The organism is Pleionea litopenaei (genome assembly GCF_031198435.1).
Classification (GTDB): Bacteria; Pseudomonadota; Gammaproteobacteria; order Enterobacterales; family Kangiellaceae; genus Pleionea; species Pleionea litopenaei.
In genome coordinates, this window is sequence record NZ_CP133548.1 from 2349882 (window position 1) to 2373803 (window position 23922).

20 protein-coding genes are annotated in these 23922 nt (G+C 42.4%); 8 read left to right on the forward strand and 12 right to left on the reverse strand.

Translation table 11 applies throughout. From position 1 onward, the window contains the following. Positions 1 to 56: 56 nt before the first annotated feature. The 5 genes from Q9312_RS10600 to putP all read right to left on the reverse strand — a co-directional run bounded on the left by Q9312_RS10600 (position 57) and on the right by putP (position 6431). Positions 57 to 1667, reverse strand: coding sequence for a S41 family peptidase (locus Q9312_RS10600; protein WP_309200816.1), 1611 nt, complete (start codon positions 1665 to 1667; stop codon positions 57 to 59). Between the two features lie 54 nt (positions 1668 to 1721). Beyond that, positions 1722 to 2297, reverse strand: coding sequence for a TetR/AcrR family transcriptional regulator (locus Q9312_RS10605; RefSeq protein ID WP_309200817.1), 576 nt, complete (start codon positions 2295 to 2297; stop codon positions 1722 to 1724). 269 nt (positions 2298 to 2566) lie between these two features. Continuing rightward, a complete protein-coding gene (locus Q9312_RS10610; RefSeq protein WP_309200818.1) occupies positions 2567 to 3814 on the reverse strand; it encodes a glutamate-5-semialdehyde dehydrogenase in 1248 nt (415 codons plus the stop codon). Beyond that, positions 3811 to 4929, reverse strand: a complete 1119-nt coding sequence (gene proB, locus Q9312_RS10615) for a glutamate 5-kinase (protein ID WP_309200819.1) — start codon at positions 4927 to 4929, stop codon at positions 3811 to 3813. The genes Q9312_RS10610 and proB overlap by 4 nt, the downstream gene beginning before the upstream one ends. A 2-nt stretch (positions 4930 to 4931) precedes the next feature. Then, entirely contained in the window at positions 4932 to 6431 is a 1500-nt protein-coding gene (putP, locus tag Q9312_RS10620) for a sodium/proline symporter PutP (protein WP_309200820.1), read from the reverse strand. A 481-nt stretch (positions 6432 to 6912) separates the two neighbouring features. On the opposite strand from putP, the gene Q9312_RS10625 reads away from it, so the two are divergent. The 3 genes from Q9312_RS10625 (at position 6913) to Q9312_RS10635 (ending at position 9989) form a co-directional block, all read left to right on the forward strand. After that, complete coding sequence (locus tag Q9312_RS10625; RefSeq protein WP_309200821.1) at positions 6913 to 7476, forward strand: MarR family winged helix-turn-helix transcriptional regulator; 564 nt, start codon at positions 6913 to 6915, stop codon at positions 7474 to 7476. 480 nt (positions 7477 to 7956) lie between these two features. Next, complete coding sequence (locus Q9312_RS10630) at positions 7957 to 8814, forward strand: hypothetical protein (RefSeq protein ID WP_309200822.1); 858 nt, start codon at positions 7957 to 7959, stop codon at positions 8812 to 8814. An 11-nt stretch (positions 8815 to 8825) separates the two neighbouring features. Next, on the forward strand, positions 8826 to 9989 hold the full coding sequence (locus tag Q9312_RS10635) for a DUF4785 domain-containing protein (RefSeq protein WP_309200823.1): 1164 nt from the start codon (positions 8826 to 8828) through the stop codon (positions 9987 to 9989). A gap of 212 nt (positions 9990 to 10201) precedes the next feature. Here Q9312_RS10635 and Q9312_RS10640 read toward each other — a convergent pair whose 3' ends face one another. Further along, a complete protein-coding gene (locus Q9312_RS10640) occupies positions 10202 to 10612 on the reverse strand; it encodes a GFA family protein (RefSeq protein ID WP_309200824.1) in 411 nt (136 codons plus the stop codon). A gap of 511 nt (positions 10613 to 11123) precedes the next feature. Here Q9312_RS10640 and Q9312_RS10645 point away from each other — a divergent pair. Both Q9312_RS10645 and Q9312_RS10650 read left to right on the forward strand, forming a co-directional pair. Then, entirely contained in the window at positions 11124 to 12608 is a 1485-nt protein-coding gene (locus Q9312_RS10645; RefSeq protein ID WP_309200825.1) for a serine hydrolase domain-containing protein, read from the forward strand. A 225-nt stretch (positions 12609 to 12833) separates the two neighbouring features. Beyond that, a complete protein-coding gene (locus tag Q9312_RS10650; RefSeq protein ID WP_309200826.1) occupies positions 12834 to 13187 on the forward strand; it encodes a hypothetical protein in 354 nt (117 codons plus the stop codon). Between the two features lie 165 nt (positions 13188 to 13352). Here the strand turns inward: Q9312_RS10650 and Q9312_RS19445 are convergent, their stop codons facing one another. The 4 genes from Q9312_RS19445 to Q9312_RS10665 all read right to left on the reverse strand — a co-directional run bounded on the left by Q9312_RS19445 (position 13353) and on the right by Q9312_RS10665 (position 16931). Continuing rightward, positions 13353 to 13445, reverse strand: coding sequence for a DUF6500 family protein (locus tag Q9312_RS19445; RefSeq protein WP_353961533.1), 93 nt, complete (start codon positions 13443 to 13445; stop codon positions 13353 to 13355). A 239-nt stretch (positions 13446 to 13684) separates the two neighbouring features. Beyond that, positions 13685 to 14236, reverse strand: coding sequence for an HNH endonuclease (locus Q9312_RS10655; protein WP_309200827.1), 552 nt, complete (start codon positions 14234 to 14236; stop codon positions 13685 to 13687). A 317-nt stretch (positions 14237 to 14553) separates the two neighbouring features. Then, positions 14554 to 14820: a hypothetical protein gene (locus Q9312_RS10660; protein WP_309200828.1), complete on the reverse strand. Its 267-nt coding sequence runs from the start codon at positions 14818 to 14820 to the stop codon at positions 14554 to 14556. Between the two features lie 347 nt (positions 14821 to 15167). Beyond that, entirely contained in the window at positions 15168 to 16931 is a 1764-nt protein-coding gene (locus Q9312_RS10665) for a monovalent cation:proton antiporter-2 (CPA2) family protein (protein WP_309200829.1), read from the reverse strand. A gap of 265 nt (positions 16932 to 17196) precedes the next feature. Between Q9312_RS10665 and Q9312_RS10670 the strand changes: the two genes are divergently transcribed. Then, complete coding sequence (locus Q9312_RS10670; RefSeq protein ID WP_309200830.1) at positions 17197 to 18270, forward strand: metal-dependent hydrolase; 1074 nt, start codon at positions 17197 to 17199, stop codon at positions 18268 to 18270. Between the two features lie 6 nt (positions 18271 to 18276). Here the strand turns inward: Q9312_RS10670 and Q9312_RS10675 are convergent, their stop codons facing one another. Both Q9312_RS10675 and Q9312_RS10680 read right to left on the reverse strand, forming a co-directional pair. Then, entirely contained in the window at positions 18277 to 18687 is a 411-nt protein-coding gene (locus Q9312_RS10675) for an STAS/SEC14 domain-containing protein (protein ID WP_309200831.1), read from the reverse strand. A gap of 257 nt (positions 18688 to 18944) precedes the next feature. After that, a complete protein-coding gene (locus Q9312_RS10680) occupies positions 18945 to 19880 on the reverse strand; it encodes an alpha/beta hydrolase (RefSeq protein WP_309200832.1) in 936 nt (311 codons plus the stop codon). A 191-nt stretch (positions 19881 to 20071) separates the two neighbouring features. On the opposite strand from Q9312_RS10680, the gene Q9312_RS10685 reads away from it, so the two are divergent. Together Q9312_RS10685 and Q9312_RS10690 are read left to right on the forward strand one after the other, a co-directional pair. After that, entirely contained in the window at positions 20072 to 21061 is a 990-nt protein-coding gene (locus tag Q9312_RS10685) for a glutathione S-transferase family protein (RefSeq protein WP_309200833.1), read from the forward strand. A gap of 93 nt (positions 21062 to 21154) precedes the next feature. Continuing rightward, positions 21155 to 23908, forward strand: coding sequence for a CHASE domain-containing protein (locus tag Q9312_RS10690; protein ID WP_309200834.1), 2754 nt, complete (start codon positions 21155 to 21157; stop codon positions 23906 to 23908). Positions 23909 to 23922 lie beyond the last annotated feature (14 nt).

The window sequence follows — 23922 nt, forward strand, 5'->3', positions numbered from 1 at the left end:
CAACCATTATGGGGTTAAATGACTGATTTTAAAGTGGGCGATGAGCTGCTATATCTTTATCGTTCATCTGAAGAATGGGTCTTTGCTCTATGCCACTGCACGATCTTCTGAATAGCCAATCGATGAGAAAGGATTGGATCTTCGGCATTAAATACTTCGAAAGGAACATCCGCTGGAATTCCGCGGCCTTCAAAAAGCTCAGAGTTCATTGATAAAAACAACTCATTTGAAAGCTCTAAGTACCAATCATTAGGTAGAGGTTTTGCTAAAGGCGTCGAAAAGGAACCTCGCGTAGTACTTCCGAAATGAGTAACTTGAGGCAAATTTTTTAAGGTTAACGTAGCCAACTCTCCACCTGACACCGTCACATCACTCGTTAACAAATACAAGGGTCCTGTAAAACGGTGCTGAGTATTTTTTTCATCTTTGAATGGCTCGACACGGTATACACGTTCAATGCGACTAGGTGAACGATAAGCGACTCGATAGGCAGCAAATTCACTATCGGTGAAATGCGCTGCAATTTGCCGAGCAATGACATCATATCCCCCTCGATTATTGGATAAATCAATAATCACCGCCGATGCATCCTTAAATGATGCAATGGCCTTTTGCAAGGTGATATTCAAGTAGTCAACTTCAGCTTTAGCCCAACTTTCGCTGCCAGGTTCAGCAGTATCGGTAAAGCCACCCATAGTAAAAATTTGGATATAACCGATACTCTCGTTCGATTTTTCACCCAGCAAATGCTCTAGATTAACCTTGCCATAAATTATTCGCTGTTGACCTAGATGTTTTGCACCTGACTGAAGCGTTTCATTGAGAGTTTGCTCAATCAATCCTCCAAGCCATTGAGCTTCGCCTAGACGACTACGTATCATCGATAAAGTATCGCCTTGGCCGTATTGCACTTTTTCAGTCTTGCCTTCAATCGTCGCGAAAAGCTTGGTGTGAGAGTCGTTTAACTGAGCGATGACTTTCTTCATCGAATCGAATACCGCGTCAAATTCAGCTGCATCTTTTTCATTGAGAGATTCACCTCTCGTGGACTCAAGTTCTTTCGTCAATGAATCTCGTAAGTCTTGCCAGTCGACCCCTCGCTCTTTAAAGAATGCATAGTGATGCTCGAAAAAGCTAGCAAAGGCTTTCCAAACACCATGACTACTGCGATCGACACGGTGCAAACATCGCTCTGGCAGCGCTGCTAATCGCTCGAAATACGCCTGGCCATCACCTGGCAGATATTCGAGTTTTATACGATCGTCAGAGAGAACTCGCACATAGCGATACTCCAGAGATGACATGAACGTTGGACCAGTATTAGGCGAAAGGTAACAGACTTCCGGAGTGATTTGGTAACGCAAAATCGCCTGCTCTTGGATTTCAATAATCCAACCATTTTCTTGTGAAAACCAAATGCCGCGAGCGGACGCCAGTGTTTCGGCTTGACTGGATAGGTTTGGTTGGGAACTCTTATCTGACTTCCAGAGACTTTGTGCCTCAGGTAAATCCAGCGTTGCCGCCGGAGTGTGCTGACAGCCACTTAGAATCAAAATCAATGTGGTTGTCCAAAACAGATTTATCTTACCCAGCAACCCTGATTGTCGAACATATACTAGCAAGCGACTTAACACTGATGTTTGATTCGGCGTAATCAACTGTCTCACTAATACTCTCCAAAGCAAATAATGACCATGGTCATTATTTGCTTTATTTGACGCTCATGCAAGTGACTTTGGAGGGATAAGTGTTAACAAATTTTTCAATCGATCTTGAACCAGCTTTTCGATGTCATTCGACGCGCCATAAGTCGCACACTCTTGCACGGTACCTGTGAGCACACAAACGACTAGATCGGCTATCTCTCTTGCTGATAAGGCGCATACTCGATCTTTAAAAAGTTCAGAAAAAAACTCTCTGAGCTTTTCATCCATTCTGCTTTCTGCTGTCTGTAACGCCACATTGGTTGCGACGAGTTGTCGTTTGGCATTCCAGAGTTCCGGTTCGGCGAGAGTGGCATTAATGCAATACAAGCCTATGTCTAAAATGGTGTCTAGATCTGACGAGAGGGGTTGCTTAGCATTTTCTGCGATGGCTTTCTCTACGATCGCATCGTACCAATGTGCGATCAAATCACCTTTACTGGCAAAATAATTAAAGAAAGTTCCTTTCGCGAGACCCGCGGCATCGGTTATTTGTTTTACCGACACTTCATCAAAACCGTGTGTACGTATGAGTTGTAACCCGTGAGTGACTATTGCATCGTGTCGTTGTTGTTTTTTTTGTTCTCGTGTCATTCTGCGACCCTGCATCATGTTTATTTAGATTACGATTTTTAATATTTTTATTGTTATTACTTGCAATCTATTTATTATTTCCGCGGCTGCTCCGTATACTCGCGGTTCGAATCGAAATCGATAATAGCAACCCTTCGCGATTGCTCAAAGTATTAACTGACATTTTTGCATTGCTCAGACCTGTTGTTGCTTCGACATAGACTGAACAAAAAAAAGACAATATAAAAAAGGCCGCTTTGTTAGCGGCCTTCAAGTCTAGTTCAGAACAGTTACTGACGAACTTGTCCCTGTCCCTTTACTACAAATTTTTCGGTCGTTAACGACTCTAACCCCATCGGGCCATACGCATGCAACTTAGTCGTAGCGATACCAATTTCAGCACCTAATCCAAGTTGTCCTCCATCAGAAAAGCGTGATGATGCATTGGCCATAACCACAGAAGCATCAACACGTTTCTGAAAGTGTTCTGCCGTTTGTTCATTTGCGGTGCAAATGACTTCAGTATGTTGGCTGCCAAACTGATCAATGTGAGCAATCGCAGCATCAAAATCATCGACCACTCTCACCGCCAACTCTAGACTGAGGTACTCTTCACCAAACTCATCATCTCGTAACTCGGTAGCCCCATCGAAATACTTAACCGCATTTTTACATGCATTAATTTTTACCTGCTTATCAGCCGCCATTTGGGCGACTTTGGGTAAAAATTCCTCTGCCACATCTTTATGTACCAACACGCACTCTAATGCATTGCACACACCCGTGCGCTGCGTTTTCCCATTAATGAGTAATTGTTCAGCCATGTTTAGATCAGCATCTTTATCAACATAAAGATGACAGACACCTTTAAAATGTTGAATGACTGGAATCTTGCTGTTATCAGTTACAAAACGAATTAATCCTTCTCCACCACGAGGAATAACCAAATCGATTAAATCGTCTTGATGAATCAGCTCCATCATAAGTTCACGGTCTGGGTCAGGTATTACCGTGACCGCCGCGCTAGGCAGATCTAGGCTAGCTAACTCTTCTTGCAACACCTTAGCAATGACTAAACTTGTATCTAAGGCTTCTTTTCCGCCGCGTAAAATAATCGCATTACCGGACTTAAAACATAACGCTGAAGCATCAGCAGTAACATTGGGTCGCGCCTCATAGATCATACAAATCACTCCGAGCGGAACTCGTACTTTCTTTACTTCAATACCGCTAGGAGGGTTATCTAACGTACGACTAGAGCCAACAGGATCGGGCAATTGAGCAATCTGTCGAATGCCATCGACCATTTCTTGAATACGTTGCTCGGTTAAGGTCAATCGATCAATAAATGAGGCTTCTAAGCCTGTTTTTTCGGCTCGAGCCACTTCATCTCGATTAACCGCTAATATCTGCTCTTGGCTGTTTAAAAGAGCATCAGCCATTTTTTCAAGCGCTTGATTTTTCTGCTCTGTCGTTAGCATGGATAAAACTTTCGCTGCTTCCGCAGCATCTCGTGCTAATGCTTTTATATCGGTCATTTGTTCTCCAATATTGCTAATGAATTCTCTTCGATAATGGTATTTTCGTTATCATCGTTTTCTATCGCCGACTCGTCTATGTCATCACGAACAATCAGATTTAACATGCAACTGCTGTGTTGACTGGCCGCCTTAGCCAACTTTTTACCTTTCTCGGTTCGCACCAAAATCGTATCGCCAGTGGCGAACTCTCCGACCACATTGACGATGTCAGTGTGGTCAAAGTTAAGCTGGCTTCCATCGGATTTATCTTCGACATCGTTTTTAACGATGACTTCTCCTTTAGCTTTCGAGGTATGCGTAATCCAATGTATTCTATCGTCTAGCGGTTGCTTAAAGGGAACAAACTCAGTCCCTGGATTCTTTCCCTCGAATAGCTGGTTAAAACTCGCCGTATTCAAGCCATTCACGATGTAGGTGAGAATGCCGTTCGACGTCGCCTTTTCTGCAGCTTCAAGTTTGGTTCTCATGCCTCCAGTCCCAACCGCGCTATCTGGACCGCCAGCCATATCGAAAATACGCTGATCAATCTTCTCAACGCGTTTAACTAACTCAGCATGAGGGTTGGTGTTCGGGTTATCGGTATACAATCCGTTAACATCGGAACAAATTATCAGACAGTCGGCGTCTACGGCTGCTGCAATCATCGCTGACAGATTATCGTTATCACCCACTTTCTGCTCATCACTGGTCACGGCATCGTTCTCATTCACCACTGGAAGCACATCATTATTGAGTAGTTCAAAAGCGGTTTCTCGAATACTGTGGTAACGCTCGTGAATTTGCAAATCACCTTGAGTTAGAAGCAATTGAGCAATCGGAAAATCGAACAGGCGATCCCAAGATGCCATCATGTCCATTTGCCCTTTTGCAGCCATGGCTTTTTTTACCGCTATCGACCGCTCTTTACTGTTATCAAAGGCATGCGCTCCAGCGGCAACACTGCCTGAAGACACGAGTACCACTTGAACTCCGCGCATGCGGCATTTGATAATAAATTCAGCAATACCGAGTAGGTAACGCGAACTGCAACCGTTATTGTCGGGCGCAATTAAAGCACTGCCCACTTTCAAAACGATTCTGCGCCAATGAAACTCTTGCTGTTGGTCACTCATAGTTAAGAACTAGCCTCCAATACCTGCTTGCGAGCAATGTGAAAAGTTTCGGTGGTTTTTTCACATGGCTGTTCGGTCATTCGACTCACCACAAGAGTCACAACTGTACTTACAATAAATCCAGGAACTATTTCATAGAGCACTGAACTTAACGCTTTACCATCGTCTAGAACGGGAGCGTAGATCCAAAACAATACGGTAACAACGCCGGCTACGATTCCCGCTACAGCCCCCGCATGGGTCATTCGCGACCAGAATAAGCTGAGTAAAACTAACGGACCAAATGCTGCGCCGAAACCCGCCCAAGCATTACTCACTAACGACAAGATACTGTTTGAACGATCAAGTGCCAGCAGCGTTGCAACCAGAGCTACCGCAAATACACCGATACGTCCAATGGTGACCATGGTTTTCTGATCGACCTCTTTCTTTGCAAAAGCTCGATACATATCTTCCGTCAATGAACTAGACGACACCAACAACTGCGAAGAAATCGTACTCATGATTGCAGCTAGAATCGCTGCCATTAAGAAACCACTGATTAACGGATTAAATAAAATTTCTGAAAACACGATAAAAATGGTCTCGGGATCTTCGAGCTGCAATCCAGTCTTATTAACGTAGGCAACGCCAACCAACCCTGTTGCTAAAGCACCAATGATGGTGACGGTCATCCAACTCATGCCAATATTACGAGCAATTGAAATGTCTTTAATTGACCGAATCGCCATAAACCGAACGATAATGTGAGGCTGCCCAAAATAGCCAAGCCCCCAAGCTAACGAAGAGACGACACCTAAGACGGTAAGCTCCCCTAACATCTCTGAGATAGGGTCAATGGTCTGAGCGGCGGTGTTGAGCAGTTCAGTTCCATTGTTAAACGTTTGGTAGGCTACGATCGGCACTAGAATAAGCGCTACGAACATAATGCAGCCCTGTACAAAGTCCGTCATGCTCACGGCAAGAAACCCACCTAACAAAGTATAGGCAACAACCACTCCCACGGTCACGACAAGACCTATCTCGTAGCTTAAACCAAAGGCCGACTCAAATAATTTTCCACCGGCAACAATTCCAGCGGAGGTATATAACGTGAAAAACAAAATAATCACGGTCGCCGTTACGATTCGAACTGGCGAATTTTTACGATTAAAACGTTTATCGAAGAAATCGGGTAACGTTAGCGCATCGTCCGCCACTTCGGTGTAAGCGCGCAAACGAGGGGCAACGAAGAGATAGTTACACAGTGCACCGATCAATAGACCAAGCGCTATCCACATAGTGTCGTAACCCATTACAAACATTGCGCCTGGTAATCCCATCAGCATCCATCCACTCATATCTGAAGCACCCGCAGACAAAGCGGTTACCTGTGGACTCACTGCTCGCCCTCCCAAAATGAAACCAGACAAATCAGAAGTCGAATTACGATAGGCAAACAATCCTATCGCAAGCATAGCGAGGAAATAAATCGCGAGAGAAATATAACTTTCAGTCGGCATATTTAAACATTTCCTTTTTTATCGTTTGAATTTAAACCCAAAACTTTTCGCTTGAGCCATGGAAAAACATACAAAGACAAAATCAGCATCAGGCACAACCAGCCGATCAGGTCACTCAATCGACGCCGCCACGATTTACCAAGAATGACCCTTCTCCACCAATTAGGAAAAGTCTCACGCGTTGGAATTGGCTTATTTTGCATTGAACTATCGGGCTTCAATCTCAGTTGACGAGGGCGTTTGAGGCCCTCTCGCTAACCAAAAATGTTGCACCGCCTTAATTAGTTTGACCTAGAATGGTTTGAATACTAATTAATTTTCGTGTATTTTTCAACCTATAGCGCTATAAACTTAGCTTTAATTAGTGTTTTTACATCAATCAAGGCGCAATAAAGACAATATTATCATTTGATGTCTAACTATATTCTTAAAGTAAAATAGATTATAGGCAGGCTTTTCGATCAATCTACGGGAGTTGTGAATGCAAGAATCAGGCAGTCGATTGAACAATGAGACCTCTGATAAAACCGTTTCTAAGCCTCAGTCCGCGCCGAACGCTTTCGGAAATCGCCGTTACTTGGATTTATTGATCGCTCTAAGAAAGATTATTCGCGCAATCGATCTTTATTCGAAAAAGATCAGCAAAGACACCGGGCTCACCGGCCCTCAACTGATGGTACTTAACGAAATCCAACTGCATGACAGCATTATGGTAAAGCAGCTCGCCGACAATATTAATTTAAGTCCAGCCACGGTAACCAGTATCTTAGATCGACTTGAAGATAAGTCATTAGTAGAAAGGCAGCGTTCTAAGTCGGACAAGCGTCGGCTAAAGCTGCACCTCACACCGACTGGCGAAGCAATCTTAGAGAAGGCGCCACAGCTTCTGCAACACCACTTTATTCAACGTTTTGAAGCCCTTGAACAGTGGGAGCAAAGTCAAATGCTGGCGAATGTTCAGCATATTGCAACCATGATGGATGCCGAGAACATTGATGCATCGCCACTACTCGACCTTTCCGAGCTACCCTATTCAGCAAAATGAGACTCAATGTTCGATCAACATCACCGTTCTAACGCTTTAGAAATCACTGAATTGCAACCTTTCAAAAGGTTATAACGCACCAATTTACTGCATAAAAACGTGTTGCATTGCGCGAAATAAGTGCAGTTAAAATCCTTTTCGAAAACTGGACCAGCGTTTGAATTCTATATATGAGATTACACTTAACCCTCTGTTTTTTAGTTACTTTCATATGGTATGAGGACAGACCAGAGGCACCCTCCAGCGTTTAAATCTCATCTTTTTGTGAATATTCACAATATTTAAAGAATTTCTTAGCGTGCTATTCCCCTTCTTGTCATTTGACGCGTGTCTCGGCCCAAATTGTTTGATCATCGAGAGCTGTTTGTCATGAACTGACAGGGAGTCAGATAGGGTTTAAGGATCAGTAACCGTTCGTGATTTAAATCATGAAAATTCGATTCGTGCGAGTCACCCAATGAACAATCAAAAGGGGGATTTATGCGAAGAACTTTATCGCTTGCAGCGCTATTGTGTGCGCTTACTTGGGGCGTCGTCAGTGCCAATACTGGCGTAGCTTTAGTTCACGGTACCGGACAACAGTCCGACGCCTACAACGACTACTGGAAATCAGGTTTTGTTGAATCGGTTCGACAAGGTCTGAGTAACTCATCCAATCTTCTTGTCGTTAATTGCAACTTTGAAAAATACATGTGGGACGACGCAGCAGCTGGCTGCTTGACAGGACAGTTACACAACTTCATCACCAGTAAAAATATCGACGATCTCGTGGTAATCACCCACTCAAATGGTGGTAACGTGATGCGCTGGATCTTGTCTAACCCAACTTGGGATTCTCGATACCCAACCATCATCAACAATATTCGCTGGGTGAATGCCGTTGCAGCATCAAGCAAAGGTACACCGCTAGCCGATGCCGTTATGCAAGGTAACGTGTTCGAACAATCACTTGGTTGGTTACTTGGTTATAAATCTGACGCCGTACGCCAACAACAAGTCAGTTGGATGGAATACTACAACGGCAGTTGGTTACTCGGTACATCGGGTCGTCCAGCGCTTCCAACCGGATTCTGGAATATCGTAGGAACGGACGTTGAATCAGCGATATGGGACTCTGACAGTTACTGCGGTGGCTACCTCGAAAATGTTGGATTAGAAACCACCCAAAACTGGTTAAATAGCTGCTCTGATGGCTTTTTGAATTGTAGCTCGCAAAATGGCGCTGGCACCTTATGGTTTAACGATACCGATCGTACTCGCGGAGACGAACCATTGAGTCACAATCAAAGTCGACGTCAGTGTTTCAACCTTGATGTTATTTTAAGAAACGACCTATAAGGAGCGAGCAGATGAAATTAACTACCTTAACACTTCTCATCGCCACGAGTCTTAGCGGTTCGTTAATGGCTGATACCAGTAAAAAAGCCATTCCGACCAAGGCGACCACTCACAAAGTTTCCGCTCCGTCGATGGCCAACAAAAGCACCGAAGCGGTGAGCTTTACACAACAGCTCGATCCAGACTTAGACGTAGCACTCGGCGTTAAAGGGCTATCGGTCGTCAGTAAAAGTTACTATCAAGAAGTCTCTGGACGCGAATTAAAACAAGGTGTTTCACTCAACACCGCAGGCACGGCAGCGGTTATTCGTGTAACGCCGGTGAAAACTTTGGTTCAAGGTAAAGCCATTACACCGGCAGTTATTGAGCCAGATGATCTTGAGTTAACCGGTGCAAGTGGCAACTTCAATGTGAACAAGTCGGGTATGGCAATCAAAGCGAACAGCGATCAACTGAGTAATACCCATCCAGGCATCTTTAAAAACACTGCCGCTTTTGTCATCGATGAAGGTATGGGCAAGGGCAACTTTGCGCTAAAAACCAACCGAGGCGTTGCAGATAACGATCGCTATTTAATTCATGTTTTCGATAAGAATAGTGATGTGAATTTATCTTTAAAAACTGACCGCCCAGCTTTTGCGGATCAAGACACGTTAGTCGTCAGTGTCAACTTAGCGGGAGCCTCATTCAAAACTGGCTCAAACAACGCAACATTAATTTCACCAGATGGTCGTCAATTTCCAATGTCGCTTGCCAATGGAAAACAAGGCGTGGAAGCAAAAATTGCACTGACCATGGATACTTCACGTGAACCCGGTGAATTATGGAAAGTCGTCTTAAACAGTGAAAGCAAAGAAGGTATTCCACGCACTGCTGAACTTGCGGTTGATATTCACCAAAAAACGGCCAGTATATCGAACCACAAATTCGCTAAGGGTAATCTGAGCGTTACTATCAATGTAAACGAAGCGGGCCGCTATGAGTTACGGGGTTGGATGTTTTCGCAACTCGGAAAGCGAACCGAGCCGAAAGCCGTTCAGTACTATGCGAAGTGGTTTGAGCCAGGGCAACATCAAATCAATATTCCGATTGGCGCAAAAAACGCCACCGGTATTGTACTCAAACAATTGCAGTTATTAGATCAGTCTCGTTTGGCAGTGTTAGAGACTCAGTAGTTAGATACTTTAACTATCTAAATAAAAAGAGCGCATATGCGCTCTTTTTTTTATTTTTCCTCTCAGTTACAAAGGTCCAGAAATAAAGACTGGATACTGATCATCTGACAATACTTAACCACTCAATATATTTCATTTTAAGCCCTATACTATTTAAACGTTCTTCTATTTAAGGAATCTCTTTTTAGAAATCTTTCTTAAGACATATTTTGTTAAGAATACTGCGCAAACACTTCTTCCCCGGTCATATTCTTGGTTTGATTAGCAAACTCATAGTAGGTTGGCTTTTCATCAATAAATATCTGATGATCAAATTCGAGGTTAGCTATATTGTTAAACAAACCCACCGGCATGATAAATTGACCCGTTTGAAGCAATTTATAAAACAAGTGAGTGCCACATTGCCCACAAAACCCTCGCTCAGCCCACTCGGAAGAGGCAAAACTTTTTACATGCTGCTCTCCGCTAAACTCGACCTCTGTGTGACAGTCAACAGCGAGTAAAGGACCACCGCCCCACCGACGACACATTGAGCAGTGGCAAGCGCCCACCTTTGTATCCACTTGCTGAACCGATACCGTGACTGCGCCACAAAGACAATGTCCTTTGATTGATTGTGTCATTTTGAGCCTCCGAGTTGTTAATACATTACGACCTACTCTTCTACACGAACAAGAATTATTTAGAAAAGTCCTTCAAATGATTCAAATCACCTTAGAGTAAGAAAGCTAATTTATAATGGGAACTCGCAAATACCTCAACAGAAATCTATAAGACAATCTCGAACTGATAATAAAATTGCGACAAAAAATGTCTAAACCAATGTGCTTCGAGTCATTAGTCTTCTCACCTTCTGTGTAAATTAAAACTTTTTTTGCAGTTTTAACGACCAAAGAGGCAGGTATCGCGGTTTGGCAATGTAAATTTGAGCCTGCTCTTTCAAATCATCGCGGAATTTTACACTGCAGATTCATACCAATGTTTAATAAAACACCCCTTGCGAGGCATTAATGCGACTTATCAGTTAGGCCGATTTCCAGTTTATGAATAAGTTCGATCGTTAAACCACTAAGGGACCATAAATCGAAAGTAATTATGTTTCGCTCACGTACAAAAAAACAAACAAGGAACACAATGAAAAAACATAACGTTACAGAATTTCCGTTCAGTCATACCTCATTCATCAAGCGCTTAAAAAATGGTGCTTTTTGGAAAACATTTCTTATTGGAACGCTTCTGCATATTCCACTTATACTTTCCGGCTGCTCGGAACCCGAGTCCTCGAACCGAATTGAAAGCAAGGAAACGTTATCAGAGGAACAAATCAACAATCCAAAGCTGCCAACTGAAAACTCGGTCGAAATGCAGTCGCTTGTTGAACGACTGAATAAAGTCGTTACCTTGGCAAAGTCAAAAAAAGACTTTATGGGAAATATTGCCATTATGGCGAATGGGAACGTAATTTATCAGCAGTCAATTGGTCTCGATAGTATTGAGCAGAAAAAAGTATCGACCGTAAATTCGCGCTATCGCATTGGTTCAGTCTCAAAAACTTACACGGCAGTTTTGATATTACTCGCGGTCGAAGAAGGAAAGTTATCGCTAGACGATACTCTAGAGAAATATTATCCGATGATTCACAATGCCAGTAAAATTACCATTCGAGATCTGCTTCAGCATAGCAGTGGTATTCCTAGCTACAGTAAAGATGAAGACTTTTTCCAATACTATACAAAAGCACATACTCGAGAAGAGATGCTTGATAAATTTAGTTTTTATCGTAGCGATTTTACTCCACAGTCAAAAGGCGAGTACAGCAACACTAACTACTATTTGCTTGGGTTAATACTAGAGAGTATTTATCAGCAGCCTTACTCTGAACTAATTTCAGATAAAATCGCCAAGCCACTTAAGCTTTTCAATACTTATGAAGGCAATCAAATGCAAATTTCCAACAATGAAAGTTTACCTTACCATTTTTCTGACAAAGGCTGGGAGCAAACACCTCAAGCACATTCTTCGGTTACACTAGGTGCAGGCTCGCTTGTATCAACTGCTATCGATGTTGCCTCTTTTTATCACGCCTTGTTTAATGGGCAGTTACTCGATGACGACAACCTTCAGAACATGCTGACAGTAAAAAATAACTTTGGACTGGGTCTTGTGCCTTATACATTATCGAATCGCCAAGGGTATGGTCATCGTGGGACCATTGATGCTTACAAAGTCACCGCCATTCACTTTCCTGCGGATAATGTTACCTTGGTGGTCACTTCAAATGCCTCAAATGACAATATTAATAGCTTATATCAACAGCTACTCAAAGCCTACTTTAACGATTCAAAGATAGACATCACCGTTGCAACTCTTGAAAAGTTTGTTGGACGATATGTCGACATTAAAGATCCATCAAGCGAAGCGCACTTTGAACGGTCAGGATCAACATTAGTGCACGTTATTCAAAATGAGTTTCGTACCGATTTAACCTATCAAGGCAATGGTAAATTCTTGTTTGAACAAATGTATGGGCCGTCCATTCTTTTTACATTTTCAGAAGATGGTAGCCGCTTGCTCTTTGAGCAGGGGGACTACAAGGGCACCTATAAAAAAATAAAATAGTTCTAAACCAATAAGCGCGGGTGAAAAATACCTCAATCGATGGTGCTGGTGCTGTTTATGTATTTGAGTCAAATTAGCAATCGAAATTATAGTTGGTAATCACAAAATGGTGCGGGTTGCTTTTCGCTCCCGCATACAACTAGAATAATTTTCAACTAATCTTTTACTCGCGGTTAACTTAATTCGCCCCTTCTTCTAGCCAAGTTGAACGACAGGAAATAGGATATGACTCATTTACGCAAGCACTCACAGAAAAGCTCGATAAGCTATCGAACGACTTTTGCGTTTTGCATTACCTTATCACTCGTTGGTTGCGATATACTAAATCCCAAAGTCACTGCTAAGGAGATAAAATCTAACTTGATTAAAACTTGCGGTAAAACTGATTCTAGTTGCATTTCTGACGTCGAAAACCAGTTTCCATTTTGTAACCAACGATACCAAAATGATTGGCGACTTTATCTAAAGGCAAACATTCAAAATCAAGAACGATTTCTTCAAAGTTACTTAGATAATCTCTATAGCTGTATTGTTGATGAAAAAGGTAACGCTTATTTTAGTACTGTTGAATTACCTTAACTTTGGAATAAATAATTTAGGTGACATCATTTACAACCCATAAAGCCATAGACCTTTGTGGCTCATCGGTAAGCTTGCGTTAAATAACCTTGTTCATTGACGACTTATTTTAGAAGCAGCCATAATTGAATCAGCATAAACAGCTGAACAAGTACCTCGAAGGTCTTAATGTTCAAATTCAACTATTTCTAATATCTTACTGGCCTTCTCGAAGTGATCCAACTGATGTGTTTCTATCCACCAGCGGGCTGCTTCCATTAAAACTTCAGGCTGATCATTCTTATTTTAAAAAAAAGCATAGAAAGACACATCCACATCCTTCCCTTTTTTTGCTAATTTTTTGCTCACATACTTCAATAATCTTCGCTCGTATCTCTTTACGCAAAATATAATTCCTTGATCGGCAGATAGCTATCACTTGCTCATTAAGCGATGTATTGTAAACGCGAAAAGTAATGAACTCATAAAACTGAATTAACCAAGAATATTTATCTTAGTTACGCCTGAAACCTTACAAATCCTTTGGCTAGATAATCCATTTGGTCAGCTAAAATATTGCGGTTTGCCAAAGCCATATACTCAAATTTATTCGGCTTAAAAGGCACAGCCAGTAACGGCATGTTGGCTTGCTCTGGAGTTCTACACCCTTTGTGATGATTGCAGCTTTTACACGCCGACACGCAGTTAGTCCAAGTATCGTGTCCACCATGTCCTTTCGGGATCACATGATCGCGAGTCAGCAAGTTTTTCGGAAATAAATTCCCACAGTAAATGCAATGGAACTTATCACGGGCGAACAAAGCTGAATTGGTAAGTTTTGGTACTCTGTGCGCTTGTTCATGCAAAGCTCCATCAATGGCGATAACGGGAGCTATGGGTAACAAAGACTGCTCACCTGTTAGGCGGCTATGCCCTCCATGCAAGGTGACACAGAATTTACCTAAACTCCATAACACCATATTCTTCGCGTAGTAGCATGCGGCTTCTTCAACACCAATCCATTGCATTGGAAATCCTGATTTATCGAGCCTCAATACCTGTGCTGCCATCACATTCTCCCAATTATTAATCAAACTTTAAACCAAACCATGCTTCCTTATCTTGCCCAAGTTTTATGACGTTTTATCGCACTTGGCTAAAAAACGCCCGCTGCTTATAGCACCATACGCTTAAAAAACACGCACGACAATAGTGCAACCGATTCGCGATACCGCACCAATCGTGATTCATTTTGATTAACGTTTACGTAAAAGGAATATTAGATAAGCGCTTCAGAGCTTAAAGGTGCGACACTCAAAGAGATTTTGAGCGCCGCGGGAGAATTAAACAAAAATTATACAGGACTCAACGATCATTCAAATCATTACTAATTGAAATCGCTGCCTCCAAGATGGTCGCTTGCTGAATCAAGCATTGCAATCATCTGTTCGACGGTGTCGAGCCGCTGTGGCAAACACCGCCCCATAATACGCAAATCGCCTTGGGCAATCTGCGTGGCTCCTAGCAGCTGCATCATCCATTCAGGATAGCCTGCCAGCGTTGTGTTTCGTTTTAAGTGATCACGATCAGTCAGCGATGGTTCAATCAAATCCTGACGCGATAATACCAGTGACGCTTGTTCAAGTTGACTCATATTGCTCACCCTTAATGTTGGGGTTGCGACAAACTTTCTATCACAACGCATTGTTTTGGCAATACCTAGCGCGCTACTTGCTGATGCACTGTTCATTAAGTGTAGTTCGCATCTGCCGGTCTGCCTATACCACTTTAGTGGCGATTACTTTGTTATTGTTTTGTGCTTACCTCTGTTTTCGGTAAAAACAGATTCTCATACTAACGATTAATGGGCGCTGAACGGTCTTTTTCAAGGCTTCATCATAAAATAACGAGATAATAAGACCTTTCTTGAGGCAAAATAGAGTTATTTTCTGCGGTTAGCAACAAAAAGCGATAGCGTCCCCGAAAATACCAATTAAAGGGTTATTTGCGGTCGGCATCAAACAGCCGCTCTAGGTCGGCTCGTCCTTGGCGGCCAATTTCAATCAACCTGTCAATATCATCACGATGGGCATAAGTGTCGTTTAAGACTTGTGTGTCGTGATGCGCAAAGGCATCGACTCGTCGCATCGACTCCCCTGAACTAAATCCAATTGACATGAGAGCTTGGCTCGCCGCTTTTAAACTTGCCTCAAAGACTTCGCGAATCACCTCATCGGCCCCAGCTGCTTTAAGCGACCAATAAGCACTTCGATTGCGCGCACGAGCAATAATTCTTACTTGCGGATAATGCTGCCGAATCAGGCGCACTATCGACTCCATTTGGGCAGTATTATCGATCGCAAGTAATACAACTTTCACTTGCTCAATGCCCGCAGCTTGCAGTACATCTAAACGTTCTGCGTCACCAAAGAACACTTTATTTCCGAAGCGCCTGACAAACTCTATGTGCTCAGCATCTTTATCGATGGCAATAAAAGGTATTCGGTCGGCCGCTAAAATACGCCCTGTGGTTTGGCCGAAACGGCCAAAGCCAAGAATAAGAACTTCTGGTGTACTCTCAAAACTTGGTTCCTCGTCGTTCAAAGTAACGCTGGTCACCCTTGGGCGATACATCCACTCGAAGAATCCAACCAGCGGAGCCGTGAACGCCATCGACAGTCCCACGACTAAGTTCACCATATCCGCCGTTTGAGTCGCAATAACGCCACCACTGCTCGCTTGGGCCATAATAACAAAAGCAAACTCTCCGCCTTGTGACAACATCAGAGCAACTGAAATACCGTTACGCCATTCGATGTTAGCCATTCGCAATAACGATGCGATGACTATTGATTTAAAAATCATCAATGACACAGCAAATACCAAAACCAGCCACAACTTTTGCCAAAGTAACTGCAAATCAAGAGTCATACCTATGGCAATAAAAAACAGCCCTAGGGTCATTCCCTTAAACGGTTCAATATCACTTTCTAATTGGTGCTTGAAGCTTGAGTTTGCGAGTAAAATACCCGCAATAAACGCGCCCATTCCCATCGATAATCCGGCCACATTTAGAAAATACGCAGCGCCAACAACAATCAACAGGCTGGCAGCCGTCATCGTCTCTCGACTGCCATAACGAGAAACCAATGCAAGTACTGGAATGGCTAAAAACTTTCCGATAATTAATAACGCAATAACCGCGGCGACACTCCAGATAATGCTGACAGACTCGCCGTGTTCTGTATTAACCGATAAAGCCCCAACCACAAACAAAATGGGTATCACCGCTAAATCTTGAAATAATAAAATGGCAAAACCGCGACGACCTTGTTGGCGCGCCATTACACCACGCTCAGCCATCAGTTGTATGGCAAATGCCGTTGAAGAAAGTGCCAGTGCGAGTCCGATAACAATCGCACTGGCCTGCTCTTGTGTCACCATCCAAACCACGAGAGCTATGATTGCAGCACAAATGACGAGTTGAAAACTGCCCAAGAAAACAATGTGTCGACGCATTGACCAAAGTTTGTCTGGGTCGAGCTCTAGACCAATCACAAACAGCAACAACACCACACCAATTTCCGCAAAATGCAGAACCGCATCTGGGTCAGCGACTGAGCCAACCCCAAAAGGGCCAAGTAAAATCCCAGCCACAAGATAGCCTAAAATAGCGCCGAGCTTAATTTTTCTAAATAATGGAACCGCGATAACCGCTGCTATAAGGAATAGCAAAAAGGTAGTAAGTATATTATTGTCTGCCATGATTGCTGCGGTCCTTTTGTTGTCTAGAAAGAGTAGAGTTGCCTTTTCAATAAGGCAGTAAAAAGATCCCTGCGATAACGCCATTTTAGATAGCCTATCGATTGACTATCGATTTTTCATTTATGCTGCAAAAGCCATACCTTAAATAGCCGAGTTAAAAGTCTAGCCGATTGACTCCAAAACTCGAAATAATTTAAGGTACGTGATTGATTTTATCGTATAACAGTAAAGGCTTAACGAAACGCTGTAAATTATTATGGATTCTGTGACACAAATAGTCCTCGGTGCTGCCGTAGGCCACGCTACTGCAAAGAAAACGCTCGGACGAAAAGCAGCACTGTGGGGTGCAGTATTTGGTACCCTTCCTGATCTCGATGTCTTTTATAGCTATGGAGACCCGGTCAGCGACTTTACGTTCCATCGCTCGGCTACCCATTCTCTAGTATTGATGAGTATTGCTGCGCCAGTAATCGCCGCCCTAATCAGTTATTGGAGAACGCGCCTTCGTAAAGAATCTTTTCAAGAGGTATTTTGGCCATGGCTGCGACTTATTTTTCTATGTTTGACAACACACGCATTGCTTGATGCTTTTACTGTTTATGGCACTCAACTTCTTTGGCCAATAACTGATTATCCTTTCGCAATTGGTAGCATTTTTATTATTGATCCGCTCTACACGATTCCCCTATTGATCGGCCTGCTGATCACTTTGATTCGTCAACCGAACACGTCGTTTTCTCGCTCTGCAAATGCTATTGGCATGGTACTTTCAAGTGCCTATTTGCTGTGGAGTGTTATCGCGCAATCTTGGGTCGGTAATTCGTTACGTTCGACTTTACAACAAGAACACATCGCTTACGACAAGACACTGATCACGCCGGCACCGTTTACAACCTTTTTATGGCGCGTGGTGGCGATCAATGAGCACAGCTATTACGATGGCTACCGTTCAATATTCGATGACCGAACCAATATTCAGCTAAAACGTTTTTCTCGCAACACTCACTTGGCCAGCGAGCTCCCCGATAATTGGTATCGAAATCGTCTGGACTGGTTTAGTAAAGGTTTCAATAAGTATTGGTTGCATAACTCTCAGGTCGTCATGAGCGATCTACGAATGGGCATGGAGCCAAGTTATGTATTTACTTTCGCCATTGGGAAGGTTTCAATGACAGACCAACAACTTCCTGAAGAACGACAAATTCTGCCACCCATTCAAGTTCAACAAGACCGAGATATGACATTATTAAATTCAGTCTGGCGGCGCATTTGGGATGAGCAGGTTAATATGCACGACATGACCAAAACAGAATGTGTTGACAAGCTAACTAGCTGTTAAAAACCGTTACTTTTCAGCTAGCCAAGCTTTAGCCTCGCCAACAGAAGAGAAACATTCGATATCATTGAACCCATAGGGTCTACTGGCGCTTTTATACAGTTCAGCGAGTTGGCGAACAAAAGGGTCTAACGCGACAAAAGCGGCTTTATAGATAACACCACGTACCTTAAACAACTTTTGAGCGTGCGACAAAATACGATCAAACTCTTGTACCGACACATCTATGTCTATTTCTGAAAAATCGTACAAACGCGAATACACTTGATTTTCAGGTTGCGCAGCTTTGATTTGTTCTAACAAATGAATAACGTCATCACTTTTTAAAACACCGGCCACTTGAATTTCAATGCACCGAGTTTGTTCATTTGTTTTGACCGATAAAATCTCATTGATTAGCGGCGAAACCGATTTTGTCATTGCTTACCCTCAGTTTTAAAGCAGCGCGCACATTAATGATCTAAAACCTAAAGATCAAGCGATTTGCGTGTATTTTAAGTATAGACTGCATCAACAATCTCGAAAGAGAGATAATCTGATTCGTGAACTCTATCGAGTTACTATAACTAGACGATCCTTATAGCCATTTTTTTAATTTGGACCATAACTAAGTGGTTTAAATGTTATTTTTATTTTAACTATTAGTAATAAAAAATTAGGTCTCATTTAACCAACCATTAAATATCTTTTAGCTGTTGAACTAAATAACGAAATCCAGAACTCTTTGGATGAACCCAATCGAAATGTCCTGCTTTGTCATCCACAAAAAGACTCACTGGCCAAGGTAATACATCCGGAAAACCTACAATTGGATCTTGCTTCCCTTGAAATAAATAAATCGGAATTTGCATTGAGCGATGAATCGGGTTGGCTTCCCGGTACGACGTTAACTGATTTGGCCATGGTGCTCCAATAAAATATTGAGTCGCACTCTCACAACTATTATTTCCCTGAGCATACTGCTCAATGTCGATAATAGCCGCCAAGCCAACCATGGCTTTCAACCTTGGAAGTTGAGCAACCAGCGACTTATCAGAGGCCGCTAATAATCCTAAATGACCGCCGGCAGAATGCCCGAGCAGCACGATTCTGTTGAAATCAACCGCGAGTTGATCCATTGCCACCAGCGCACGTCTTATATCTTGATAGCTTTGCGGCCAGCTGGCATTTAATTGATCACTGCGACGATATTCGATGTTCCAAACGTGAAATCCTTGGTTTGATAATTCAGTTGCCAAAGCATAGGTATGAGAAACGTCGTAAGCTTTTAACCAACATCCACCATGAATTAAAGCGATGATGGGCGCTCGCTTTTTAGCATCGCCTTCAGCGTACCAAAGTAATCCAAATTGCGATGGCTCACTACCATAATCAATACGTTGATCAAATTGCCTAAACGGCAACGCCAATACAGACGAGTACTGGAGATTAGTCAGCATTTCGGGAGACGATGCGGTGATATCAATGGCTGAACTCATATTCATTTGCCATGGTACTTGCGAGTGCTTGAGACCAATAGAGCTCGATGTAGAACAGCCGTTCAAAGTGCTCAGTGAGAGTATCAATAACATCAGGACTATTTTTAACGTTACTTCGAATTTAAGTGTGCTCATCAAATTGCTCAACTCACCTTAACTATCTTTAATAGACTCAAAAAACACTAAACAACTTTCGCACCATTCATTCAGTGGTTACATATATCAATTAGATGAAACCTATTGAAAGGTTCGATAAATACTCCAAGTAGAGTCACTTATACTATACCTATCAGCAAATGCAATGCATGACCAAAGAGAGGATTAACGTGGGATTATTAGTCGAAGGTAGTTGGCAAGATAAGTGGTACGATACTGAGACAACGGGCGGTCGCTTCGAGCGTCAATCGTCAACTTTTCGCGACACCATCGTTGCAACCTTACCCGAGACCGCGAATACAAATAGTGGCACTGCAACATTTTTAGCGGAGCCTAATCGTTATCATCTTTATGTTTCTCTAGCCTGTCCATGGGCACATCGAACACTCATATTTCGAAAATTGAAAGGTCTTGAAGATCTCGTAAGCGTATCGGTTGTCAATCCTTACATGCGCGAACATGGTTGGACATTTGAAGACTATTCTGGAGTCGTGCATGACCCGATTTTAAACGCTCGCTATTTGCATCAAATCTATACTCATGCCGACAAAAACTACACCGGTCGAGTAACCGTGCCTGTTTTATGGGACAAGAAAACAAACACACTCGTCAACAATGAGTCCGCCGACATCATTAGAATGTTCAATCATGCATTTGACCACATTACCGGAAACAGTCTCGACTTCTACCCGCAAGAATTACGCGACAATATCGACCAAATAAATACCATGGTTTACGACAAAATCAATAATGGTGTCTACAAGGCCGGTTTTGCGACTGACCAGAACGTGTATCAAGAAGCCGTCAAAAATCTTTTTGAGGCGCTCGAAGAAATAGAGCAACGATTGAATACGCAACGATATTTAGTCGGCTCTCAGCTAACAGAAGCTGATTGGCGCCTTTTTACCACATTGATTCGTTTCGATGCGGTCTATGTTGGGCATTTTAAATGCAATCTCAAACGCATAGCGGATTACCCAAACCTGACTAACTACCTACGCGAGCTGTATCAGGTTCCGGGTGTCGCTGAAACCGTTAACTTACACCACATTAAACATCATTATTACGGATCTCACGACACCATCAATCCGACCTTTATTGTGCCGCTAGGCCCACTTCAAGATTTCAATGTGCCTCATAACCGAAATCGATTGAAGTAAAGCAATAAATCTCAGAATAATCCGTTAGAGCTACCAATTTACCGCTAGGCTGTTATATTTATAAACAAATAAATAGAATAGCGGTCTATTGCATTGCATCCTGTCCAACACCCTTTAGTTAAGCTGTTTATTGGATGTGCGGCCTACTTTGGCTTTGCACAGCTTGGCTTATTGTTTGCCATTCCTCCGGGCTTTGCGAGTGCTATTTGGCCAGCGGCAGGCATCGCATTAGGATTATATCTAATGCTAGGCCGCTGGGTGGTGCCTGGGATTTTTCTAGGCAGTTTATTAGCAAATTTACAGGTCTCTTTTTCGAGTGCGTCCTTCGACGGGCAGTTACTCATTATTCCCTCTTTAATTGCTTTGGCCAGTTGTTTACAACTATACGTTGCCAAGTCTTTGCTGTTTAAGTTTTTAACGCCCCCCATTGCGCTTCACTCTGGACACTTTATTTTTCGATTTTTCGTTATTATTGGGCCTATGGCCTGTTTAACAGCCTCGTCAATTGCTGCGATAGGTATTAGTTTGATAAATCAATTTGACCTATCACAAGGATTGTTTCTTTGGTTCACTTGGTGGATTGGAGACATACTAGGCGTATTATTTTTTACCCCCATTGTGCTGCTCTTATTCAATTCACCTTTACTCAGTGCTGTTTCTAAACGCTTTCGAATTATTTTGCCAGCCATCACTTTATTTGCCTTAATGAGTAGCGTATTCATCTATTCTAGAAGTAGTTATCTCAATGAAAGACAAAATCAATTCAATGAATCAACAGCCGCATTTAGCGATCAAATAAAGATTTTCGAAAATACGGTCAACCAATACTTGTATGCGATTGCGGCACATATTGGGCTCAATAAAAACTTGTCTCAAGAACAATTTAAACAATTTGTTTATTCGATTCAAAATCAGAACATCAACATTAGAGCGATCGCATGGGCGCCAAAAATTAAGGCGTCAGAGAGAAAAACTTATGAACAGTTCCTCAGACAAAGAGGTTTAGAGAAACATAAAATTCGTACAATTGATCGCAACCAAAAGGTAACCATTGCTCCACGCCAAGATTATTATTTACCAATCACCTATTCTGAACCCTTTCAAAAAAATGTTGACGCCATTGGCTTAGATCTAAAATCACATCCGTTTATTGCAACAAGCATTAGTAAAGCGATCCACAATCGCCAGGTCGTATTAACACCAAAGATCCATCTTGTTCAATCGCTTGAAAAACTCAATGGTATGATTGCTTACTACCCAGTGTTCGATCCTGTAGAGGCGAACCAGCTTCTCGGGCTGGTTGAGATCGTATTTGAAACCGATCAAGTTTTCGACGCAATATATAAGGCAAGTGAAAACGACTTTAACTATCAAACGGTTTATTTTGTTGACGACAAAGAGTCGATCGCTTTTCAAAACAACACGCATAAAGATGACGCTCAATTTAGCTACTCTATTTCTTTTGATTTCTTTGATAAACACTATCGAACCTACTTTCAAAGCAGTTCAAGATTTGATGCTCAATCAACCGATTGGTTTAGTTGGATCGTTCTAATTCTTGGGAGCCTACTCAGTGTACTGAGCTTTATATTTGTTGTACTGATCACTAGTTTTAATAGTCAACTAGCTCTCGAAGTAAAATCTCGCACCAATGATCTCGAGAAGGCAAACGTTAATTTAATGAATGCCAATCATGCAAAGAGCCAGTTTCTGTCTAACATGAGTCACGAATACCGAACCCCACTTAATGCTATTATTGGCTTCTGCCAAATAGCCAAAGATGAACTAACCGATCCAGTCGCACTTGGCTATTTTAGAAAGATTGAAAACACCTCTTATCTATTACTCGATATTATTAATACGGTTCTCGATTATTCAAAAATTAACGAGGGTCGATTTGCACTCAATGTCGCTCCTTTTACCATAGAAAATACCATCGACCGATTAGAAACCTTGTTCGCCCATCGAGCAAGCCGCAAAGGTTTGGACTTTAATATCATCACCCCATCGACTCCTACTCCGGAGCTGAGCGGCGATCGAATACGATTCGAGCAAATTCTAGTTTACCTCACTGAAAACGCACTGAAATTCACTGAACAAGGCGAAGTACAAGTCGCTTTTGAAACAAAGACAATCAATTCCCAACGCATTCGATTAATAATCACAATATCAGATCAAGGTATTGGCATCAGTCGCGATAAATTAAACCGTTTGTTTGATGCGTTTAGTCAAGAAGACGAGTCCGATACTCGACCTTACAGTGGTACCGGACTAGGATTATCCATTACTAAAAAGCTTATTGATATGATGGGAGGAACCATCTCTGTCGAAAGCGTGAAACATCACGGTACCGAATTCCGCGTTATCATTCCCTTTGACATCATCAACAACTCTAAAGACCTTGGCATCGAGAATGAAAGTACACCACAATATTTGCTTCCAAGCAGTGAGAGTAACGCTATAAGCTTTACTGGAAAGCGAGCGTTAGTAGTAGAGGACAACCATGTTAACCAAATTGTTGCTTCAAAACTTCTCGAACAGCTTGGGCTTACCGTATCTATTGCAGACGATGGTCAACAAGCCATAGAAACTTTAAATAAGAAGCCTTTTGACATCGTTTTCATGGATCTCCAAATGCCAATTATGGATGGCTTTTCAGCGATTGAAGCAATACGAAAATCAGAGCATCATCGTACAATTCCTGTTGTGATTCTTAGCGCCAGTGTTACAAAAGAACAACAACAACGTGCAGAGTCTTTAGGGATTAAGCACTACATTACTAAGCCTTATCGAAAGAGTCAGCTGTATGAAGTACTTTGTGAATACCTTACAGAAAATAATCAATAGCGCTTTTAATTTAC

Bases quoted from the DNA above. Each gene is read 5' to 3' on its own strand.
- Q9312_RS10625 (WP_309200821.1), top strand. From the start codon at position 6,913: ATGCAAGAATCAGGCAGTCGATTGAACAATGAGACCTCTGATAAAACC.
- Q9312_RS10605 (WP_309200817.1), bottom strand. From the start codon at position 2,297: ATGACACGAGAACAAAAAAAACAACAACGACACGATGCAATAGTCACT.
- Q9312_RS10655 (WP_309200827.1), bottom strand. From the start codon at position 14,236: ATGGCAGCACAGGTATTGAGGCTCGATAAATCAGGATTTCCAATGCAA.
- proB (WP_309200819.1), bottom strand. From the start codon at position 4,929: ATGAGTGACCAACAGCAAGAGTTTCATTGGCGCAGAATCGTTTTGAAA.
- putP (WP_309200820.1), bottom strand. From the start codon at position 6,431: ATGCCGACTGAAAGTTATATTTCTCTCGCGATTTATTTCCTCGCTATG.
- Q9312_RS10675 (WP_309200831.1), bottom strand. From the start codon at position 18,687: ATGACAAAATCGGTTTCGCCGCTAATCAATGAGATTTTATCGGTCAAA.
- Q9312_RS10610 (WP_309200818.1), bottom strand. From the start codon at position 3,814: ATGACCGATATAAAAGCATTAGCACGAGATGCTGCGGAAGCAGCGAAA.
- Q9312_RS10680 (WP_309200832.1), bottom strand. From the start codon at position 19,880: ATGAGCACACTTAAATTCGAAGTAACGTTAAAAATAGTCCTGATGTTA.
- Q9312_RS10635 (WP_309200823.1), top strand. From the start codon at position 8,826: ATGAAATTAACTACCTTAACACTTCTCATCGCCACGAGTCTTAGCGGT.
- Q9312_RS10645 (WP_309200825.1), top strand. From the start codon at position 11,124: ATGAAAAAACATAACGTTACAGAATTTCCGTTCAGTCATACCTCATTC.
- Q9312_RS10650 (WP_309200826.1), top strand. From the start codon at position 12,834: ATGACTCATTTACGCAAGCACTCACAGAAAAGCTCGATAAGCTATCGA.
- Q9312_RS10640 (WP_309200824.1), bottom strand. From the start codon at position 10,612: ATGACACAATCAATCAAAGGACATTGTCTTTGTGGCGCAGTCACGGTA.
- Q9312_RS10660 (WP_309200828.1), bottom strand. From the start codon at position 14,820: ATGAGTCAACTTGAACAAGCGTCACTGGTATTATCGCGTCAGGATTTG.
- Q9312_RS10665 (WP_309200829.1), bottom strand. From the start codon at position 16,931: ATGGCAGACAATAATATACTTACTACCTTTTTGCTATTCCTTATAGCA.
- Q9312_RS10630 (WP_309200822.1), top strand. From the start codon at position 7,957: ATGCGAAGAACTTTATCGCTTGCAGCGCTATTGTGTGCGCTTACTTGG.
- Q9312_RS19445 (WP_353961533.1), bottom strand. From the start codon at position 13,445: ATGGAAGCAGCCCGCTGGTGGATAGAAACACATCAGTTGGATCACTTC.